15 protein-coding genes and 1 riboswitch are annotated in these 18,504 nt (G+C 71.0%); of the genes, 7 read left to right on the plus strand and 8 right to left on the minus strand.

Annotation, left to right across the window (positions count from 1 at the left end; translation table 11 throughout):
- The first annotated feature begins 508 nt into the window (after nt 1–508).
- Nucleotides 509–1,396, plus strand: a complete 888-nt coding sequence (locus ACFV7R_RS15480) for an esterase/lipase family protein (RefSeq protein WP_385263766.1) — start codon at nt 509–511, stop codon at nt 1,394–1,396.
- A gap of 203 nt (nt 1,397–1,599) precedes the next feature.
- Nucleotides 1,600–3,156 carry a M23 family metallopeptidase gene (locus tag ACFV7R_RS15485; protein ID WP_385263768.1) on the plus strand — a complete coding sequence of 519 codons (1,557 nt, stop codon included), beginning with the start codon at nt 1,600–1,602 and terminating at the stop codon, nt 3,154–3,156.
- Nucleotides 3,157–3,221: 65 nt separating this feature from the next.
- Here the strand turns inward: ACFV7R_RS15485 and pcrA are convergent, their stop codons facing one another.
- Nucleotides 3,222–5,690 (minus strand): DNA helicase PcrA, encoded by a 2,469-nt coding sequence (gene pcrA, locus ACFV7R_RS15490; RefSeq protein ID WP_385263769.1) that lies wholly within the window; start codon nt 5,688–5,690, stop codon nt 3,222–3,224.
- A 306-nt stretch (nt 5,691–5,996) separates the two neighbouring features.
- Nucleotides 5,997–6,169: riboswitch (cyclic di-AMP (ydaO/yuaA leader) on the plus strand.
- 7 nt (nt 6,170–6,176) lie between these two features.
- Between pcrA and ACFV7R_RS15495 the strand changes: the two genes are divergently transcribed.
- The gene (locus ACFV7R_RS15495; RefSeq protein ID WP_385263770.1) at nt 6,177–7,379 is read left to right on the plus strand and encodes an NlpC/P60 family protein; all 1,203 of its coding nucleotides are present in this window, start codon (nt 6,177–6,179) and stop codon (nt 7,377–7,379) included.
- Nucleotides 7,380–7,668: 289 nt separating this feature from the next.
- Nucleotides 7,669–8,658, plus strand: a complete 990-nt coding sequence (locus tag ACFV7R_RS15500; RefSeq protein WP_385263771.1) for a tellurite resistance/C4-dicarboxylate transporter family protein — start codon at nt 7,669–7,671, stop codon at nt 8,656–8,658.
- A 21-nt stretch (nt 8,659–8,679) separates the two neighbouring features.
- Here ACFV7R_RS15500 and ACFV7R_RS15505 read toward each other — a convergent pair whose 3' ends face one another.
- Complete coding sequence (locus ACFV7R_RS15505) at nt 8,680–9,033, minus strand: hypothetical protein (RefSeq protein ID WP_385263772.1); 354 nt, start codon at nt 9,031–9,033, stop codon at nt 8,680–8,682.
- Nucleotides 9,034–9,520: 487 nt separating this feature from the next.
- Between ACFV7R_RS15505 and ACFV7R_RS15510 the strand changes: the two genes are divergently transcribed.
- Nucleotides 9,521–10,576, plus strand: a complete 1,056-nt coding sequence (locus ACFV7R_RS15510) for an NlpC/P60 family protein (RefSeq protein ID WP_385263773.1) — start codon at nt 9,521–9,523, stop codon at nt 10,574–10,576.
- 9 nt (nt 10,577–10,585) lie between these two features.
- Here ACFV7R_RS15510 and ACFV7R_RS15515 read toward each other — a convergent pair whose 3' ends face one another.
- Both ACFV7R_RS15515 and ACFV7R_RS15520 read right to left on the minus strand, forming a co-directional pair.
- Nucleotides 10,586–11,326 carry a LuxR C-terminal-related transcriptional regulator gene (locus tag ACFV7R_RS15515; RefSeq protein WP_385263774.1) on the minus strand — a complete coding sequence of 247 codons (741 nt, stop codon included), beginning with the start codon at nt 11,324–11,326 and terminating at the stop codon, nt 10,586–10,588.
- Nucleotides 11,323–12,621 carry an ATP-binding protein gene (locus ACFV7R_RS15520; protein WP_129799211.1) on the minus strand — a complete coding sequence of 433 codons (1,299 nt, stop codon included), beginning with the start codon at nt 12,619–12,621 and terminating at the stop codon, nt 11,323–11,325. Before ACFV7R_RS15520 ends, ACFV7R_RS15515 begins: the two co-directional genes overlap by 4 nt.
- A gap of 179 nt (nt 12,622–12,800) precedes the next feature.
- Between ACFV7R_RS15520 and ACFV7R_RS15525 the strand changes: the two genes are divergently transcribed.
- Entirely contained in the window at nt 12,801–14,369 is a 1,569-nt protein-coding gene (locus ACFV7R_RS15525) for a PspC domain-containing protein (protein WP_385263776.1), read from the plus strand.
- On the plus strand, nt 14,356–14,598 hold the full coding sequence (locus ACFV7R_RS15530) for a hypothetical protein (RefSeq protein WP_385263778.1): 243 nt from the start codon (nt 14,356–14,358) through the stop codon (nt 14,596–14,598). Before ACFV7R_RS15525 ends, ACFV7R_RS15530 begins: the two co-directional genes overlap by 14 nt.
- A 51-nt stretch (nt 14,599–14,649) precedes the next feature.
- Here the strand turns inward: ACFV7R_RS15530 and ACFV7R_RS15535 are convergent, their stop codons facing one another.
- The 4 genes from ACFV7R_RS15535 to ACFV7R_RS15550 form a co-directional block, all read right to left on the minus strand.
- A complete protein-coding gene (locus ACFV7R_RS15535) occupies nt 14,650–15,174 on the minus strand; it encodes a DoxX family membrane protein (RefSeq protein ID WP_385263779.1) in 525 nt (174 codons plus the stop codon).
- A 152-nt stretch (nt 15,175–15,326) separates the two neighbouring features.
- Complete coding sequence (locus ACFV7R_RS15540; protein WP_385263781.1) at nt 15,327–16,616, minus strand: hypothetical protein; 1,290 nt, start codon at nt 16,614–16,616, stop codon at nt 15,327–15,329.
- A gap of 239 nt (nt 16,617–16,855) precedes the next feature.
- Nucleotides 16,856–17,650: a class II aldolase/adducin family protein gene (locus ACFV7R_RS15545; RefSeq protein ID WP_129799216.1), complete on the minus strand. Its 795-nt coding sequence runs from the start codon at nt 17,648–17,650 to the stop codon at nt 16,856–16,858.
- A gap of 125 nt (nt 17,651–17,775) precedes the next feature.
- On the minus strand, nt 17,776–18,504 hold a 729-nt coding region (locus tag ACFV7R_RS15550), incomplete at its 5' end, for an RNA-guided endonuclease InsQ/TnpB family protein (RefSeq protein WP_385263783.1).

Below are 18,504 nucleotides of genomic sequence, written 5' to 3' on the forward strand. Positions count from 1 at the left end.
CTATCGACAAGTACCGCACAGAACGGTGCCCACCAGGACAAGGCCACCCACCCCGCAACCACCGGGGAAGTGAACGAACGTTATCTCCAGCATCCCGCAACCGGCAGTTTCGCGATGCAGACCGAGGGGGAAATCACACAGTGGGACATATTCGCCGCGCAGTGTTCCAAGTCTCCGCGGCCACCCCCGCGCACCCACGCGGACCAGGGGGCGTGGAGGGGAACACGCGCAAAGAGAGCCGCAACGAGGTCGCCGTACCTCCACGCCGCAGGCCGCGCGTCGTGGGGTGCAGCGCATCGACCGGAAACGAAGGGCACGACAAGCAGACAGGGCACGTAGGGCAGGCCCCCCACCCCATCCCCAATGGCACCACATACGCCATACCGGGGCCGGCCCCACTCACCCGCCGGAACAACCCCACTCGCGCCCCGTCACCACCTCCGTCGCGGCTCGCACGGGCGCACACGGGGGACAGAGCCGTCCTCCGCGTGCCGACAGGAGGTCGGCCATGAAGGTCACGCAGGTCACCAGGGCACTGCTGCCCTTTCAACCGCTCTGCCATCGCCTGCTCCCGAACAGCCTGGCGGGGCTCTCACTGGCCATCCTGAAGGCGGCCGCCCTCGAGGTCGCGATCCTCGCGGGCCACCTCCTCCTCTACCCCTCCGGCATCATTCAGGAGCGCCGGACGCCGCCCGCCCTGGTCCCCTCCCAGGACGGCGCGGCGCGCCTGCCGACGCAGGCCAAACCCCCGGTGGTCCTCCTGCACGGTTTCATCGACAACCGCTCCGTCTTCGTCCTGCTGCGCCGTTCCCTCGCCCAGCACGGCAGGCAGCACATCGAGTCACTGAACTACTCCCCCCTGACCTGCGACATCCGTACGGCGGCCAAGCTGCTCGGCCGGCACATAGAGGAGATCTGCGAGCGCACGGGCAGCACGCAGGTCGACATCGTCGGGCACAGCCTCGGCGGACTGATAGCGCGCTACTACGTCCAGCTGCTCGGCGGCGACACCCGCGTCCGGATCCTGGTCACGCTCGGCACCCCGCACTCCGGCACCCGAGTGGCCCCCTTGGCGAACGCGCACCCCATAGTGCGCCAGATGCGCCCCGGCTCAGCCGTCATCGAGGAACTGGCCGGCCCGACACCCGGTTGCCGTACGCACTTCGTCAGCTTCTGGAGCGACCTCGACCACCTGATGGATCCGCTGGAGTCCGCCTGCGTCGACCACCCCGACCTGCTGGCGCAGAACGTGCGGGTGAGCGGGATCGGCCATCTGGCTCTGCCCGTGCACCCGGCCGTGGCGGCCGGAATACGGCAGGCCCTGGACGGCGCCTACGACACCACCCCGCAGGGAAGCGGGCCTGCAGCACACTCCGACGACCTCACCGTGGCCTGACAACACGACCGTGGCCGGCCGGCACCACCTCGAACATTCTTCGAACACAAACCCAAACCCGTGCCCGCAGTCCCCCGAAACACGGCCGATTGCCCGTTTCCTGCGCGCGCGAAACCTGCCGAAGATTGTCGTGCCCGCGTACCGCCGGGTACAGTCGCCGCACTGCTCTGCCAGCCCCTGTTGTCGAGGCGAAAGAGAAGTTGGTGAACGACCGTCACCCGTCGGGGACCATGACCACCCCGGCTCCGGCTTCCGAAGCCGCCTCGGCGTCCTACGCGCCGTACGGCACGCAGGAAGCCCAGTACGGCGACCTCACCACATACGGCGCCTACACCGCCAACGGATTTGACACCGGCAGCCACGCCACCGCGGCCACCACCACGACGTTCGAGACCGACCCCCTCTTCGGTGACCTCACGGGCAGTGGTCACGACACCGGCGCGTACGACGCCACACAGTGGTCCACCGGCAGCCACCAGACCCTCCACTACGACCCGTACGCGGCCCAGCATCACGCCGCCTACGACACCGGCGCCTACGACACAACCGCCTGGACCACCGGCCACCAGCAGCTCCCTCTCATCCCGCAGCAGGCGGGAGCGCCCGACGCCAGCGGCCAGTGGGACGCGAGTGCATGGCTCCAGCCGGAGCAGCAGCCCGGCAGCCCCGCCGACCAGACCCACCAGTGGGAATGGGGCACGCAGACCTTCGACTCCGGCGCGTACGACGCCACGCAGTGGAACTCCGACGGCACCACGGCCGACGCCTACGAGCAGCACGCCGAACCCTTTCCGCAGCAGGCCGAGTCCTACGAGCACCACGCCGAGAACTTCGGCTCGCACGCCGAGCCCTTCGACCAGCAGGCGACCGCCACCTTCGAGCACGTCGACTACGACGAACCGAACGCGGGTGACGGCGAGTCGGGCGTGACCGGCGAGATGCCCACCACGACCCCGTCCCTCCTCGACGACCAGGAGGAGGTCACCCCGGCCCCGGTCTCGCGGGCGGCCTCCCGCAGCGGGGCCCGCTCCCGTCGCCGTACGCCCGCGAAGCGATCCGCACTGCTGACCGTCGCCGTGCCCTCGGCGTGTGTCATGGGCGTGGCGGGCATCGCCGCCGCCTCCGTCGGCAACCTCGGCGGCGACGACCAGGACGCGTCGACGACCGCGGCGGACGCCCCGGCGGTGAAGCCGTCCGCTGCCAACAACCAGTTGGACACCCAGCTCGAGAGCCTCACCGCGGAGGCCGACGACTTCGCCGACCGGGCCAGCCGTACCCAGGAGCGCATCGACCTCAAGGCGCAGCAGGAGGCCGAGAAGAAGAGGGCGGCGGCGGAGGCAGCCCGCAAGGAACGGCTGCGTCCCAAGTACGCCCTGCCGGTCGCACAGCACGGGCTCAGCGCCTACTACGGCCAGGCCGGCATCAACTGGATGTCCGTGCACACCGGCATCGACTTCCCGGTCTCGTACGGCTCGACCGTGATGGCCGCGACCGACGGCACCGTCCGTACGGAGTACAACAGCGCGTACGGCAACATGATGATCGTGACGGCGATGGACGGCACGGAGACCTGGTACTGCCACCTCTCCAGCTACCAGGTCGCCTCCGGTACGACCGTCAAGGCCGGCGACCCGATCGCGCTCTCCGGCAACTCCGGCAACTCGACCGGCCCGCACCTGCACTTCGAGGTGCGGCCGGGCGGCGGTTCGGCGGTCGACCCGCTGGCCTGGCTGCGCAGCCACGGCCTCGAGCCGACGTAAGCACCGAAGCTTCCCCCGAGCCCCCGCCGATTGAGCGGGGGCTCACTTCGTACCGCCCGGAACAGCTACAGCTTCTCCACCGGTGCGTACCGCAGAAGCAGTCGCTTCGGCTTGGTGTCCCCGAAGTCGATGGTCGCCTCCGCGTTCGCGCCGGTGCCCTTCACCGCGACGACGGTCCCGAGCCCGAACTGGTCGTGCGTCACCCGGTCCCCCACCGCGAGGGAGACCACGGGCTTCTCTGCGGTCCGGCGTGTGGCGAACCCGGACGCGCCCGACGCCGACGAGCGGGACGACGACAGCGACGCCGCCACGCCCGAGACCGGGCCCGCCGGAGCCAGGGAACCACCCGTGCGCTTCCAGTCCACATGCGCCGCCGGGATCTCCTCCAGGAAGCGGGAGGGCGGGTTGTACGAGGGCTGCCCCCAGGCGCTCCGCATTGCCGAGCGCGTCAGATACAGCCGCTCACGCGCGCGCGTGATGCCGACGTACGCCAGGCGGCGCTCCTCCTCCAGCTCCTTGGTCTGGCCGAGGGCACGCATGTGCGGGAAGACGCCGTCCTCCAGGCCGGTCAGGAAGACGACCGGGAATTCGAGGCCCTTGGCGGTGTGCAGGGTCATCAGCGTGATGACGCCGTCGCCCTCCTCCTCGTCCGGGATCTGGTCGGAGTCGGCGACCAGCGCGACCTGCTCCAGGAAGTCGGCCAGCGTGCCCTGCTCGCCCTCGCTGCGCTCCTGCTCGAACTCCAGGGCCACGGCGGCGAGTTCCTGGAGGTTCTCGATCCGGGTCTCGTCCTGCGGGTCGGTGGAGGCCTGCAACTCGGCGAGGTAGCCGGTGCGTTCGAGCACTGCCTCCAGGATCGTCGCGGGGCCGGCGCCGGACTCGACGATCGTCCGGAGGTCCTCCATGAGCGTGTTGAACCGCTTGACGGCGTTCGTGGAGCGCGCGGCCATGCCGTACGCCTCGTCGACGCGCTTCAGTGCCTGCGGGAAGCTGATCTTCTCCCGCTGGGAGAGGGCGTCGATCATCGCCTCCGCGCGGTCGCCGATGCCCCGCTTGGGGACGTTGAGAATACGGCGCAGCGGGACCGAGTCCTCCGGGTTGGCCAGCACGCGCAGGTAGGCCAGGACGTCCCGGACCTCCTTGCGCTCGTAGAAGCGCACGCCGCCGACGACCTTGTAGGGCAGGCCGACGCGGATGAAGATCTCTTCGAAGACACGGGACTGGGCGTTCGTCCGGTAGAAGACGGCGACGTCCCCGGCCTTCGCCTCGCCCGCGTCTGTGAGGCGGTCTATCTCGTCGGCGACGAACTGGGCCTCGTCGTGCTCCGTGTCGGCGACATAGCCGGTGATGCGCGCGCCCGCGCCCGCGTTGGTCCAGAGGTTCTTCGGGCGGCGGGACTCGTTGCGCTCGATGACGGCGTTGGCGGCGGAGAGGATCGTCTGGGTGGAGCGGTAGTTCTGCTCCAGCAGGATCGTCGTCGCGTCCGGGTAGTCCTCCTCGAACTGGAGGATGTTTCGGATGGTCGCCCCGCGGAAGGCGTAGATCGACTGGTCGGCGTCACCCACCACGCACAGCTCGGCGGGCGGCAGGCCGCCCTCGCTGGGCGGTACGTCCTCGCCGTGCCCGCCGGTGCCGACGAGTTCGCGTACGAGGGCGTACTGGGCGTGGTTGGTGTCCTGGTACTCGTCGACGAGTACATGACGGAAGCGGCGGCGGTAGTGCTCGGCGACATCCGGGAAGGCGCGGAGCAGATTGACCGTCGTCATGATCAGGTCGTCGAAGTCGAGGGCGTTCGCCTCGCGCAGTCGCGACTGGTACAGGGCGTAGGCCTGGGCGAGGGTCTTCTCGAAGCCGTCGGTGGCCTGGGCGGCGAAGTCCTCCTCGTCGATCAGCTCGTTCTTGAGGTTGCTGATCTTGGCGCTGAAGGACTTGGGCGGGTAGCGCTTGGGATCGAGGTCCAGGTCGCGGCAGACCAGGGCCATGAGTCGTTTGCTGTCGGCGGCGTCATAGATCGAGAACGACGACGTGAAGCCGAGCTTCTTGCTCTCCCGGCGCAGGATGCGCACGCACGCGCTGTGGAAGGTCATGACCCACATCGCGTTCGCACGCGGACCGACGAGCTGCTCGACGCGCTCCTTCATCTCGCCGGCGGCCTTGTTGGTGAAGGTGATCGCGAGGATCTGGCCCGGGTGCACGCCCCGCTCGGCGAGGAGGTGGGCGATGCGGTGGGTGAGCACGCGGGTCTTGCCGGAGCCGGCACCGGCCACGATGAGCAGGGGGGAGCCGGAGTGGACGACGGCGGCGCGCTGGTTGTCGTTCAACCCCTCCAGGAGCGCTGCCGCGTCCATGGCCGGACGCGCGGCGCCGTCGCGGTAGTACATGTCCCGGTCCGGGGGCACGTCGAACTTCCCGCCGAACAGATCGTCCGGGATCGGCTCCGGAACGTGATCGTCCTCGGGCGGCGGCGGGTGCTCCTCGGGGGCCCGCTGGGCCTGGAGGTCCGCCAGGAAGCTGTCGTCAAAGAGGCTGCTCATCGCTCTCCGAGTCTAGGGCGCCCCACCGACAACCCGCGGCCGCCCCGAGAACATCCCCGGCCGGAACACCGTCGATCTTGGCGGTGAGGCCGGAATCACATCGGCTGCAGCGGCCCGCGATCTTCCCTCCCTACCCACCCCACATCGGCTTACTCTCCGGGCCTGCCCCACTACCACCCGCGACCACTGACTGGAGGTCACGAAAATGTATCGGGCATATCACCCACCAACCTTCACACGCACCACACTAGTTGGCTACCGTGCCGGGCAGGCCGTACGACCCCCACCGGCGAACGTCGCCGGGCCGCACGGCCTCCGCCGAGTCCGGTGCGCCCCCGTGGCTGCCGGAGCCGGGGACCCAACCGACTCTGGGGTGAATCGGTCCGACTCCCTTCCCGGGAGGGGACCGTAGGGCAACCCTTCCGAACCACCCGCCCGAACCCGACAGCTAACCCGGTAGGCGGCCCATGGAAGGAGTCGCCTCCTTTGGCGTCGCACCGTAAGTCGCGTCCCACGGGCGCGCGCGTCGCAGGCATACGGACCCCCGCGCTTGCCACGGCTGCCCTCACGTCTGTGGCCCTGCTCTCCCAGACGGCCAATGCCACCCCCTCGGCCGACGACAAGCCGAGCCTGGAAGAGGTCGAGAAGAAGGTCGACGACCTCTACCGCCAGGCGGAGTCGGCGACCGAGAAGTACAACGCAGCCAAAGAGAAGACCGAGAAACAGCGCAAGCAGGTCGACACCCTCCTCGACGACGTCGCCCAGCGCACCCAGAAACTCAACGAGGCGCGCGAGGAGCTGGGCTCGTACGCGGCGGCGCAGTACCGGACCGGCGCCTCCGCCCCCGACACCGCGACCTTCCTGCTCGCGGACTCGCCGCAGGACTACTTCGACCAGACCCAGCTGATGGGTCGGCTGACCAGCCGTCAGAAGGGCGCGGTCGACGACTACTTCACCCAGCAGTCCGCGACGGTGGAGAAGCGCCAGGAGGCCACCGAGAGCCTCGAGACGCTCACGGAGTCGCAGAGCGATCTGAAGACGGCCAAGGCCACCGTCCAGAAGAAGCTCGCCGACGCGCGCGAACTGCTGTCGCAGCTGACCGCCGAGGAGAAGGCGCGGCTGGCGGCGATCGAGAAGAAGAAGCAGGAGGAGGCCGAGCGCAAGGCCGCGGAGCTCGCCCGGCAGCAGGCGGAGGAGGAGCGGCAGCGCCAGGAGGCGGCTGCTCTGCAGGAACAGGAGGCGCAGCAGGAGACCGACAGCGGCTCCTCGACAAGTGCGGGTACGGGCACCGAGACCGGCTCAGACACCTCGACCTCCGACTCCTCGTACGCCACCAAGGCCGAGAGGGCGCTCGCCTTCGCCCGCGCGCAGATCGGCAAGCCGTACGTCTGGGGCGCGACCGGCCCCGACTCCTACGACTGCTCCGGCCTCACCCAGGGCGCATGGAAGGCCGCCGGCGTCTCCCTCCCGCGCACCACCTACGACCAGGTGAACGCGGGCACCACGGTCTCCCTCGCAGCCGCCCAGCCCGGCGACCTGGTCTTCTTCTACGACGACGTCACCCACGTCGGCATCTACATCGGCAACGGCATGATGATCCACGCCCCGAAGCCCGGCACATACGTGCGCGAGGAGTCGATCTACTACGACGGGGAGTCGTCCATCCACAGCGTGGTACGACCGGCCTGACGGGCGGAGGCAAGGGGCGGGCCGGACGGCACGCCCCGAGGAGGCTTCCGTGGGCACGCGCGCGTGGCGGGGTTTACGCAGGCACGCGCGCGTGGTGGCGTTTTTCGCAGGCACACGCGCGTGGGGTGCTGTCGGGCAGGCGCGTACGAGAGGCGTGCCTGCAGGCTCGCGCACCCGCCGAAACGGCCCACGCTCGGTGTGAGCCCGTTGCCGCGCGCCCGCGTGGTTTTCCGCATGCCCGCGCGCGTGGCCCGCTCGCGCGGCGCTGGGGGCTCCTTAGCATCGGCGCATGCCCGGCTCCTCCTCCCTCCGCGCCTGGTGGGCGCAGCATCCGCCGGCGGCCGGGGCCGCCGTCATGGCGACCGGTATCGTCTCGGTCGGCCTGCACCTGACGGGCTACGAGGTCCTGTCCCGGATCCTCCTCGTGGCGGCCTGCGCGGCATGGCTGGCCCTGGTGGCGGACGTCGTCACACGGCTGCTGCGGCAGCGGGAGCGCTGGATGACGGAGGCGGGAACACCGGCGGTGCTCACCGCCGTCGCCGCGACCGCCGTGCTGGGGACCCGTTTCTCCGCGCTGGACCGGCAGCCCCTGGCCGCGGCGCTGCTGGCGCTGGCGACGCTGCTGTGGCCGGTGCTGCTCGTGCCCGTCGTGCGGCACCGGCAGCGGCGGCGTATGCCAGGGGCGGTGTTCCTCGGGACGGTGGCGACACAGGGACTCGCCGTGCTCGGCGCGACCCTCGCGCAGGCCGAGTCGGCGGCGTGGCTCGCACATGCGGCGCTCGTACTCTTCTGGCTGGGCCTCGTGCTGTACGGCCTCGCCCTGGCCCGCTTCGATCTGCGGCAGGTGATCGAGGGGTCGGGGGACCAGTGGGTCGCGGGCGGCGCGGCAGCGATCTCGGCGCTCGCCGGGGCCAAGCTCATCGCCGCCGACGGACCGGGCCTGTACCTCTGGAACGACGACAACAGCGGCGTCCTGCGGACCGTGACCGTCGCCCTGCTGGTCCTCGGCCTGGGCTGGTACGCCGTACTGCTCGCCGGCGAGGTGGTCCGGCCGCGTCTGCGCCATGACGTGCGCCGCTGGTCCACGGTCTTTTCGATGGGTATGGCGGCAGTGGCGGCCCTGGCTGTCGCCGCCGCTGTCGACATCTCATGGCTCGGGTGGCCCGGGGAGATGCTGCTGTGGATCGCGGTGGCGGCGTGGCTCGCGGTCGCGGTCGGGGCGGTCGCGGCCGCCCGGGAGGTCGTACGCCCCGCGGCGCCCGGGCACCCCGGACCGTGAGCCGCGGGCCTCGGCCGGGGCTCAGGTCCAGAGCACCGCGATGAAGACGTTCGCCATGGTCAGCAGGCCCACCAGGCCGAACAGACCCTTGTCCACCTTCTCCTCGTCCCGCTTCACGTAGACGAGACCGAGGATCACGATCAGCAGAGCCAGCTTCACACCGATCTTGATGTTGTTGACAGACTGGTCGTCGGCCTGGTTGAGACCGACCAGGATCACACCGGTGACCAGCATGGTCAGCGCACCGTGCAGCATCCCCGGGCCGAATCGGGCGGTACCCTCGCCCATCGCCTTCATCTGGGAGAAGAAACCGCCGAGCAGGGCGGCGATGCCGATGATGTGCAGGCCGACGAAGAGGTTGATGAGTACGTCCATGGAGCCGGAGCCTAATCAGGGGCCAGGCACCATCCGGCACCGGCCTGCCGACCCGGCGCCCGGCGGCCTGGGGCGCGGGACGCATATATGCGCGCCATAGCACCTCCGCATGCACGCATGCCCCGTAAACCGCACATCGGTCATCGCGCTGCGTGAAGGCGACGGCCACGGACCGGGATCACGGTCACATCCGGTCGCCCCGCGGTCCCCTCATGTCAGTTCCGCACAACGCGTCACCGGTCCGACACACCCAGGTCTAGCGTCCTGCACCAGGTGACCGGCTCCCCACCGCCGTCCGGGCCAGGGGCGGCAGCCGGACACCTCCGCCGAGAAGGTCCGGCGGCGGCCCCGCTCCCCCTGCACGGGGCGCCGCCGGACGCGGAGACCGCATCGGAGCGGTCAGCACGGTCCGCCCGGTGGCCGTACGGACCAGCGGTCGTCCGGGTCGTCCAGGTCGTCCGAGTCGTACGAAAGGACGTGCAGTCCAGTGGCAGCGCACCGCAAGCCCCGACAACGCTCGGCGGGCGGCACCAGGGCCCGTACGGCGGCGACGATCGCTATCGCGGGAGCGGCGAGCGCGACCGGCGTCGACGGCATCGGGCACGCCGAGCCGCAGCTGACGCCGGGGCAGGTCAAGGCCAGGGTGGACAAGCTGTACCAGGAGGCCGAGGTCGCCACGGAGAAGTACAACGGGGCGAAGGAGAAGGCCGAGACGGCGGAGGAACGGCTTCAGTCGCTGCAGGACGAGGCCGCCCGCAAGGAGGAGCAGCTCAACTCGGCGCGGGCTGCGCTCGGTTCGTTCGCCGCGGCGCAGTACCGGAGCGGTGGCCTCGACCCTGCGCTGCAACTCGCGCTCTCCGAGAACCCCGACCGGTACCTCGACGGTGCCACGTTCGCCGAACGTGCGGGCAACCGGCAGTCCGCCGCCGTGGCGCGGGTCCGCAGACAGCTGCGCGAGATCGAGCAGCTGCGCGGCGCCGCCCGCGTCGAGCTGACCTCACTGCAGTCGCGGCAGGCCGAGCTGAAACGCCACAAGAAGACCATCACCGGGAAGCTGGACGCGGCTCGGCGGCTGCTGTCCCGGCTGACGGCCGAGGAGCGGGCGCGACTCGCGGAGGGCGAGGGCACGGACCGCGCCTCGCGGGCTGCCACGGCCGGACGCGACAGCCTCTCCGCCACGGCCGCGGCACCCAACTCCCGTTCCGCCGCGGCAGTCTCGTACGCCTACCAGAAGCTCGGCAGCCCCTACGTCTGGGGCGCGACCGGCCCGGACGCCTTCGACTGCTCGGGCCTGATCCAGGCCGCGTACCGCTCCGCCGGTGTCTCCCTGCCCCGCACCACCTACGCCCAGATCGACGCCGGCCGCCGCGTCTCCCGCTCCGAACTCCTCCCCGGCGACCTGGTGTTCTTCTACTCCGGCATCAGTCACGTCGGCATCTACGTCGGCAACGGCCAGATGATCCACGCTCCGAACCCCTCGGCGCCGGTACGGCTGGCCCCGATCGACGAGATGCCCTTCTCCGGAGCGACCCGAGTGGTATGAGGCCGGGCCTCACACCAGCCGTCGTGCCGTCGCCCACCGCGTCAGCTCGTGCCGGTTGGACAGCTGGAGCTTGCGCAGGACCGCCGAGACATGGGACTCCACCGTCTTCACGGAGATGAAGAGCTGCTTGGCGATCTCCTTGTACGCGTAGCCGCGGGCGATCAGGCGGAGGACCTCGCGTTCCCGCTGGGTGAGGCGGTCGAGGTCCTCGTCGACGGGAGGCGCGTCGGTGGAGGCGAAGGCGTCCAGGACGAAACCGGCGAGGCGCGGGGAGAAGACCGCGTCGCCTTCCTGGACCCGGAAGATGGAGTCGACCAGGTCCGTACCCGTGATCGTCTTCGTCACGTACCCCCGGGCGCCGCCCCGGATCACACCGATCACGTCCTCTGCCGCGTCCGAGACGGACAGCGCGAGGAAGCGGACCGGCTGCTCGGTGTCGGCCATCAACGTGGCGCAGCGGCGCAGGACTTCCACCCCGCCGCCGCCCGGGAGGTGCACGTCGAGGAGGACGACCTCGGGCCGGGTCGCGGTGATGACCGTGACCGCCTGGTCGACGTCCGCGGCCTCGCCGACGACCTCGACGCCGGTCTGCTCGGTCTGTCCGATCTCGGCCTGGACTCCCGTGCGGAACATCCGGTGGTCGTCGACGAGCACCACGCGCACGTGACGCCGCCCGGCACCGCCGCCCGGCGGCTCAGCGGACGCGGCCGCCTCCCCTGCCGTGCCGTTCGCCTCGGTCGGGTCGCTCATGACGTCTTCTCCGCCCTCTCCATCTCCAGCTCGACCTCGGTGCCGCCGCCCGGCACCGCCCGCAACCGGGCCGTACCGCCGTTGCGCTCCATGCGGCCGATGATCGATTCTCTGACGCCCATGCGGTCGGCGGGTATCGAGTCGAGGTCGAAGCCGGGTCCGCGGTCCCGCACGGACACGAAGACCGTCTTCCCCTCGACTTCGGCGTAGACCTGCACGGCGCCGCCCTCGCCACCGTACTTGGCGGCGTTGACCATTGCCTCGCGTGCGGCCTGCATCTGTGCGCCGATCTTCTCGTCGAGCGGGCAGTCGCCGACCACGACGACCTCTATGGGGACGCCGTGCTTGTCCTCGACCTCGGCGGCGTTGCGCCGCACCGCGTCGGCGAGGGCGGTCGGCTCGTCGGCCTCGTCCTTGCCGGTGCCCTCGGGCTTGTACAACCAGGTGCGCAGGTCGCGCTCCTGGGCGCGGGCGAGACGGCGCACCTCGCCGGCGTTCTCCGCGTTGCGCTGGATCAGGGTCAGGGTGTGCAGCACGGAGTCGTGGACATGGGCGGCGACCTCCGCCCGCTCCTGGGCGCGGATGCGCATCAGACGCTCCTCGGAGAGGTCCTGGGTCATGCGCACGAGGTAGGGGCCGGCGAGGAGCGTTATCCCGACGAGGACCGCGAGAGCCGCCTGCAGGACGGAGCCGAGGTGGGCTGCGGAGCCCTGCAGCACGAAGATGCCGGTGACACCGGCGGTGACCAGCAGGACGCCGGCCACTGCGCGCAGCAGCGTGAGCGTTCGTTTGCGGCGGCCGACCTCGACCCAGCGGGCCCGGCGGGCGTTGTCGGCCTGGCGCCACACCAGGGCGACGCCCGCGCCGACGAGCACGGTCGGCCAGAGGTAGGCCTGGGCGCCGGTGCCCAGGTTGACGTTGCCCACGAAGACCATGGCCACGACGACCATGAGCAGCAGGGCGACTATCTGGCCCTTGTCCGGCTTGCGGGCCATGAGTTTGCGCCGGCCGTCGGGAGAGGTCTCCGTGGTGACCAGGGACGGTGGCTTCTGTGCTTCGACGCCACCGACGCCGAGCGGCACGAAGAACCAGAACGCGGCGTAGAGCAGCGCGCCGAGGCCGTCGGCCATGAACAGCCCGACGAAGACCAGGCGTACCCAGATCACGGGCAGGCCGAGGTGCCCGGCGAGCCCCCGCGCCACGCCACCGAGCCAGCGTCCGTCACTGCTGCGGTAGAGCTTGCGCGGCGGCCGCGGTTCGGTGAGTGGCGCTGCTGCGGTTGCGGCTTCCGGCATGCCATTGATGGTCACACGGTCGGCGGGCGGGAGCATCAGGGTCGACCCCCGAGACTCCCCTGATCTTCGACGGGCCGGTCCGTCGAACGCCTCCCCGGCGTCGGCTCAGGGGCGATATCAGGGTCCGGCCAGGGTCATTCCGACTCCCGCCACGGCGGCTCGCCCGTCACCATGGACTCATGACTGATCACCAGCACGCCGCAGACGCCGTGCCCGACGCGGATGCCCTGCCCGCAGCGGCCGCCCCGTCCGACGCGGCGCCCGCGACGGGCACAGGTGAGGAACCGCGCGCGCCCGACGGCGCGGGCGCACCCGAGCAGACGAGCACGCAGGGCGAGGACGGACAGCCGGGCAGGCCCGCCGAAGGGGCCGGCGCGGCAGGAGATACGAGCGGGACCGGGCACATGAACGGGAAGACGACAACCGGCGGCGCCGGAGCGCCTCACGCTGCCGGGGCGCCCCAGGATGCCGAGGTGTCCGAGCCGCCCCTGAGGCTCCGGCGGGACCGACGGCACAAGGTGTTCGCCGGGGTGTGCGCCGGTCTTGGGCGGCAGTTCGACATGGACCCGGTGATATTCCGGATCACACTCGCGGTGCTCGCCGCGACCGGCGGTCTCGGTCTCATCTTCTACGGCTTCGCCTGGCTCTTCGTCCCGTACGACGACGAGGACCAGAACGAGGTGCACAAGCTCCTGACCGGCCGTGTCGACGGGCAGGCGCTCACGGCGGTGCTGTTCGCGCTGGTCGGCTGCGGTGTCTTCCTGACGATGCTGAACAACGGCGGGGTGCTGACCTTCGCCGTCGTGCTGTCCCTCCTCCTCGCGGGCGCCGGGTACTGGTCGCAGCGCCGCGGCGCCCCCGACCCCGACCCGCTGGCCGCCCAGGCGGCCGCCGACGCGCCGCCGGAGGCCCAGGCTCCCCCGGTTGCGGCCGCCTACCCGTCCTGGTGGCGCGACCCGATCGTCAAGGACGGCACACACGTCGGAGGCACCGGCTATCTCTGGGGACCGCACGAATCCCGCGACCGTGACATCGCGGCGGCCGTCAACATCAGCACCCGCGGGAGCGGCCGCGAGGGCCTTCGCATCCCGCGCCCCGCGCCCCCCAGACCGCGCGGCCCGCGCTGGATAGGCGGCTGGGTCTTCCTGTTCGCCCTGCTCGCCGGCGGCTTCGGTACCCGCCTGACCTGGGACGAGCAGCCACTGGGCACCAGCCTGCAGACCGGCCTTGCGTGCGCGCTCGCCGTCATCGGTCTGGGCATCGCGGTCAGCGCGTTCCTGGGCCGTACGGGAGCGGGGTCGATCTTCCTGGCGGTCGTCACGGCGGGCCTGCTGGCCGGGGCGGCAGCACTGCCCAAGGAGATCGGCACGGAGTGGACACGGACGACCTGGCGGCCGGCCGCGGTGGCGGACGTGGCGCCGGCCTACGACCTCGGAACCGGCGTCGGCACCCTGGACCTGACCCGGCTGAACCCGGCCAGGGGCCAGACGGTGTCCACGGACGCCGACGTGGGCGCCGGTCGGCTGCTGGTGATCGTCCCGCCGGACGTGACCGTGAAGGCGAGTATCGACGTGGGGTTGGGTGACATCCAGTTGCCGGGCGAGCAGACACAGGACGTGGATGTGCAGCCGGGCAGGTACCAGGAGGTGACGCTGAAGCCGGCCTCGGGCACCAGGAGCGCGGGCACGGTCGAGCTGGACCTCCATGTGGGTGTCGGACAGGTGGAGGTGAGCCGTGCTGCGTCATGAGTTCCAGCCCGGGAGGCTGGTCGCCGGTTTCTTCGTCACCGTCGCGGGCGTCATCTACGCCGGTGACGCGGGCGACGCCTGGGAGACACCGTGGTTCGTGGTGATCCCCGTGGTCGTGGGCGGCCTCTGCCTCGCCGGGATCGCGGGGATGGCCGGCCGCGCCATACGCCGGCGCCGCGGAACGGACCGCGCCCCCCGGCAGGACACGCCCGTCGACGCGCCCCGCTGACAGTGCCGGTCGTTTGAGCGGCCGGGGTACCGCCCGGCCTCGAGAGTCGGCCTACCGATAGGCCCGTCGGCGTCGCCGGGAGCGGAGTGCCGCGTCCAGCGAAAGCATGGGCGCGCCCGCGAGGACGAGGGGGAGCCAGGCCATGAGGTAGGGGAGGTCGTTGCCGTAGTAGTAAGGGTCGGAGGCCCAGCTGACCGTCAGCCAGAGGCTGAGGGAGATCAGTGCACCGCCGAGGGCGGCGAGGCGGGTGAGGAGGCCGAGGAGGGTGCCGATACCGACGGCGAGTTCACCGAAGGCGATGGCGTAGCCGAAGGCGACGGGGTTCTCCAGTGCCATGTCGACCAGCGCCGGGATGGCCGAGGAATCCCGCACGGTGCGCATCATGTCGCCGATGGAGCCGGAACCTGCGTCCTTCATGAAGGCGCTGTCGGTGAGTTTGTCGAGGCCGGCGTAGATGAAAGTGACGCCGAGGAAGATGCGCAGGGGCAGCAGGGCGTAACGGGTGGCGGTGTCCCGCCAGTCGCGGTCGCCGTTGAGATGGGGGGTGTGCGTGTCCGTACGAATACCGTGAGTCATCGCTGATAGCCGCCTCTCGGACGCCGTGCGGTGGGCCCTCATCAGACGATACGTACGCAAGGGAGAACCGGCTCAATCGCGTTCCGGCCGGATTTCGGTGAACTGGCCTCAGCAGCAACGCCCGGCTCTTGGCGGGGACGTCGGCCCTTCTGTCACTCCGTCACATCGATCGCATACGCATTCGTCTCGGCCCCGGCCGCGGTGACCACGCGCACCTCCACCCGTCCGGGCTCCACATCAGCCGGCACGGGCACGGTCAGCAGGCTGTCCGTGGGGTTGCTGAAGCCGCCGGCCACGGGGACGAGGGGGACATGGACGTGGACCGCACCGATGCGGACCACCATCCGGGACAGGCGGTCGGCACCGTCGGCACCCGGTGGGACGAAGCCCGCGCCGCGGATCTCGATGTCCTCGCCGGTGCGGATCGGTGCGTCCAGGTCACCGGCCTCGCGGGCGCGGACGACGGAGAGGACGACCGGGCGACCGCCCTCGGCGTACTTGCCGGCCAGGTAGGTGGCCGCCGACACCAGCACCACCACCGCGAGCCCCCAGGGCAGGTCGGGCAGTTGGTCGGGGCGGCGGGCCAGCCGTACCGCCGCGAAGAGCAGGGCGACGGCGCTGATGACGACGTACTGGATGTCGGCGAAGGTGCCGCGCCCCGAATCGTCCGTCAGCAGGTCGGCAGCCCTCGGCCGGTCCGCGCGGACCTTCTGCAGCCGTTGCCCGAGGACGCGCAGGCCGACCACCCGCCGCACCAGGACCGCGATCGCACACGTGACGGCCAGGACGGTCACCACCCCGGCGCCGCGGGCGAGTTCGAGCCCGGCGATCAGCGCGTCGCGCTCGGCGGGCGCGGAGGCCGCCGCCAACTGCCCCGCCAGCACGAGCACCGCATAGACGACGAACAGCACCCAGAGTGCGGCCACGGCACGGGAGGTGGACAGGCGGTTGTCCTCGCCGATGACCGGGGCCAGTACCCCGCCGCGCGTCCGGTGGAACCAGGAAGCCGCCGTCAGCATCCCCGCCACCACCAGCGCGGCGCACAGCCCGGCCGTGCGGGCTGTCGTCCAGCCCGCACCGATCGCGCTCAGCGACTGCATCAGCAGCAACAGCAGGACCAGCGTCCAGGCCGCGCAGGCGGTACGGCGCCACAGGCGCGCCAGCCAGGCCTCGCCCTCCGCCCGGCCGCGTTCGGCGACGACCGCCGCGGACTGGGTCAGTTCCTCGGAGACCCACTGGCGGGAGGCCGAGACCGAGTGGGCCACGGCCGCCGGCAGTCCCTGCCCGGCCGCGAACTGATCGCGCTTCAACAGGAATTCGGCGACGGCCCGCCGGTGTCCCGTACGCGCCCCGTGCGGGCAGCCCCCGCAGGTGCAGCCGCCCCCGTGGGCGCCCGCGCGCGCACTCGCGTCCGCGTCCTGTCTCGCTTCCTGCACCGCCACGCCCGACGCCTGCCTTCCCGCGCATCACCGTAGAACGGAGTCGTACATCCAGGTCGTACAACTCCCGTGCGACGACAGCGAATTGTGCCCTACGCCAACCCGGCTCGGGTCCGGCAGGTCCGGTCAGCGCGGGTGAAAGGACGGTCGCCGTGTTGACCCGACCGCGAGAATTTCCGTAAGGCCGAGATCATCCAGCGTGACGGAACCCGAACCCACGCCAGGAACCGTCCGCCACGACACTACGACAGCAGATCCGGCTCACCGCGGCTGATGTCCTGCCACAGCGGCTGGTAGTTGATCCACGCGACCAGGTCACCGCCGAGCTGCTCACGCGTCGCCACCGCCGACTTGTGATCGATGAGCACGGGGCGCCCGGCCGCTGTGGCCGTGAGCTGCACCTGGCAGGAGCGTTCCATCGACAGGAACCACCAGGCCGCCGCGTCCACCGAGTCGCCGACGGTCAGCAGTCCGTGGTTGCGCAGGACGAGCGCCTTGTGCGAACCGAGCGCGGCGGCGATCCGGCGGCCCTCCGCGAGGTCGACGGAGACGCCGGAGTAGGCGTCGTACAGGGCGTGGTCCTCATAGAAGGCACAGCTCTCCTGGGTGATCGGGTCGAGCAGGTCGCCGAGCGCGGACAGGGCGCGGCCGTGCACGGAGTGGCAGTGGGCGACGGCGACGACATCCGGGCGGGCGGCGTGGACCTGGGCGTGCACGGTGAACGCCGCCTGGTTGACGTGGTAGCGGCCGTCGACCACCTGCCCGTCCTGGTTGGCCAGCACCAGGTCGCTCACCGTGACGTGCTTGAACGGCATCCCGAACGGATTGACCCAGAAGCAGTCGGTGTGCTCCGGGTCGCGGGCGGTGATGTGCCCGGACACGCCGTCCTCGAACCCGTACCGCCCGAAGATCCGCAACGCCCCGGCGAGCCGCTCCTTGCGGTGCCGGCGTTCGTCGTCGAGCGACTCGTACATCGGCGGCATCGCGAACTGCAGCCGGTCGGTGGGCAGGGGCTGGGGCGGGATGGGCGCGGGCATGGGACCTCCGGCGCTGGGTTCCGGTACGGAGCGGAAGTTACCCGCGGTCAGCGCAGGAGAACAGGGCTTCGGCGACTTATGTCACCTTCGCGGCCGTGAGCGGCCGAGCTTGTGCACTCGGTCGTTCACACCTCGTCGCGCTCCCGACTGCCCCCTACGACAGGACGGTCACGGGTCGCATCCACCCAGCCCCCCAGCAGTGTCAGGGGGGAGGGTGCGGGTGCGGTGACGAACACCCACGCCGAGCGTGCGCGGTCGCGCACGTTGACCCCGGCGACGACGTCGGCCGGGCCAGCGAGCCCGCACCGACGACAGCAGAAGTGGTCCCGGTCGGGCCGGTTGGCCCGTTCGGTGTGCCCGCAGCGCGGACAGCGCTGCGAGGTGTAGGCCGCATCCACCTCCAGGAACGGCACCCCGGCCCGCCTGGCCTTGTAGGCGAGGTGCTGTCCGAGCTGGTGGAACGGCCAGGAGGAGAGCGTGCCCCGCTGGTCGCCGCGTAGCCGTACCCGCTCACGGATCCCGCCGAGCTCTTCGACGGCGATGCCGCGACCGGTGCGTTGGGCGACGGACACGATCTCCTTGCTGATCCGGTGGTTCACCTGCGTGGCATGACGCTGCTCCCTGTGCGCGCGGCGGGCCAGGCGGCGGGTGGCCGAGCGGGTGCGCCTGGCCTGGAGCTCGGCGCGTTTGCGGGCCTGCCAGCGCCGGTAGCGCGACAGCCGCCGCCCCTGGTGGTTGGTGCCGTCGCTGGTGGTGGCCAGGTTCACGATCCCCCGGTCGACCCCGATCCAGTCGGTCGGCTCGTACACCTCCGGATCGGGCAGGTCGCAGGTGGCGACCAGGAACCACTTTCC

It is taken from the genome of Streptomyces sp. NPDC059866 (assembly GCF_042731325.1).
GTDB classification, from domain to species: Bacteria; Actinomycetota; Actinomycetes; order Streptomycetales; family Streptomycetaceae; genus Streptomyces; species Streptomyces flavusporus.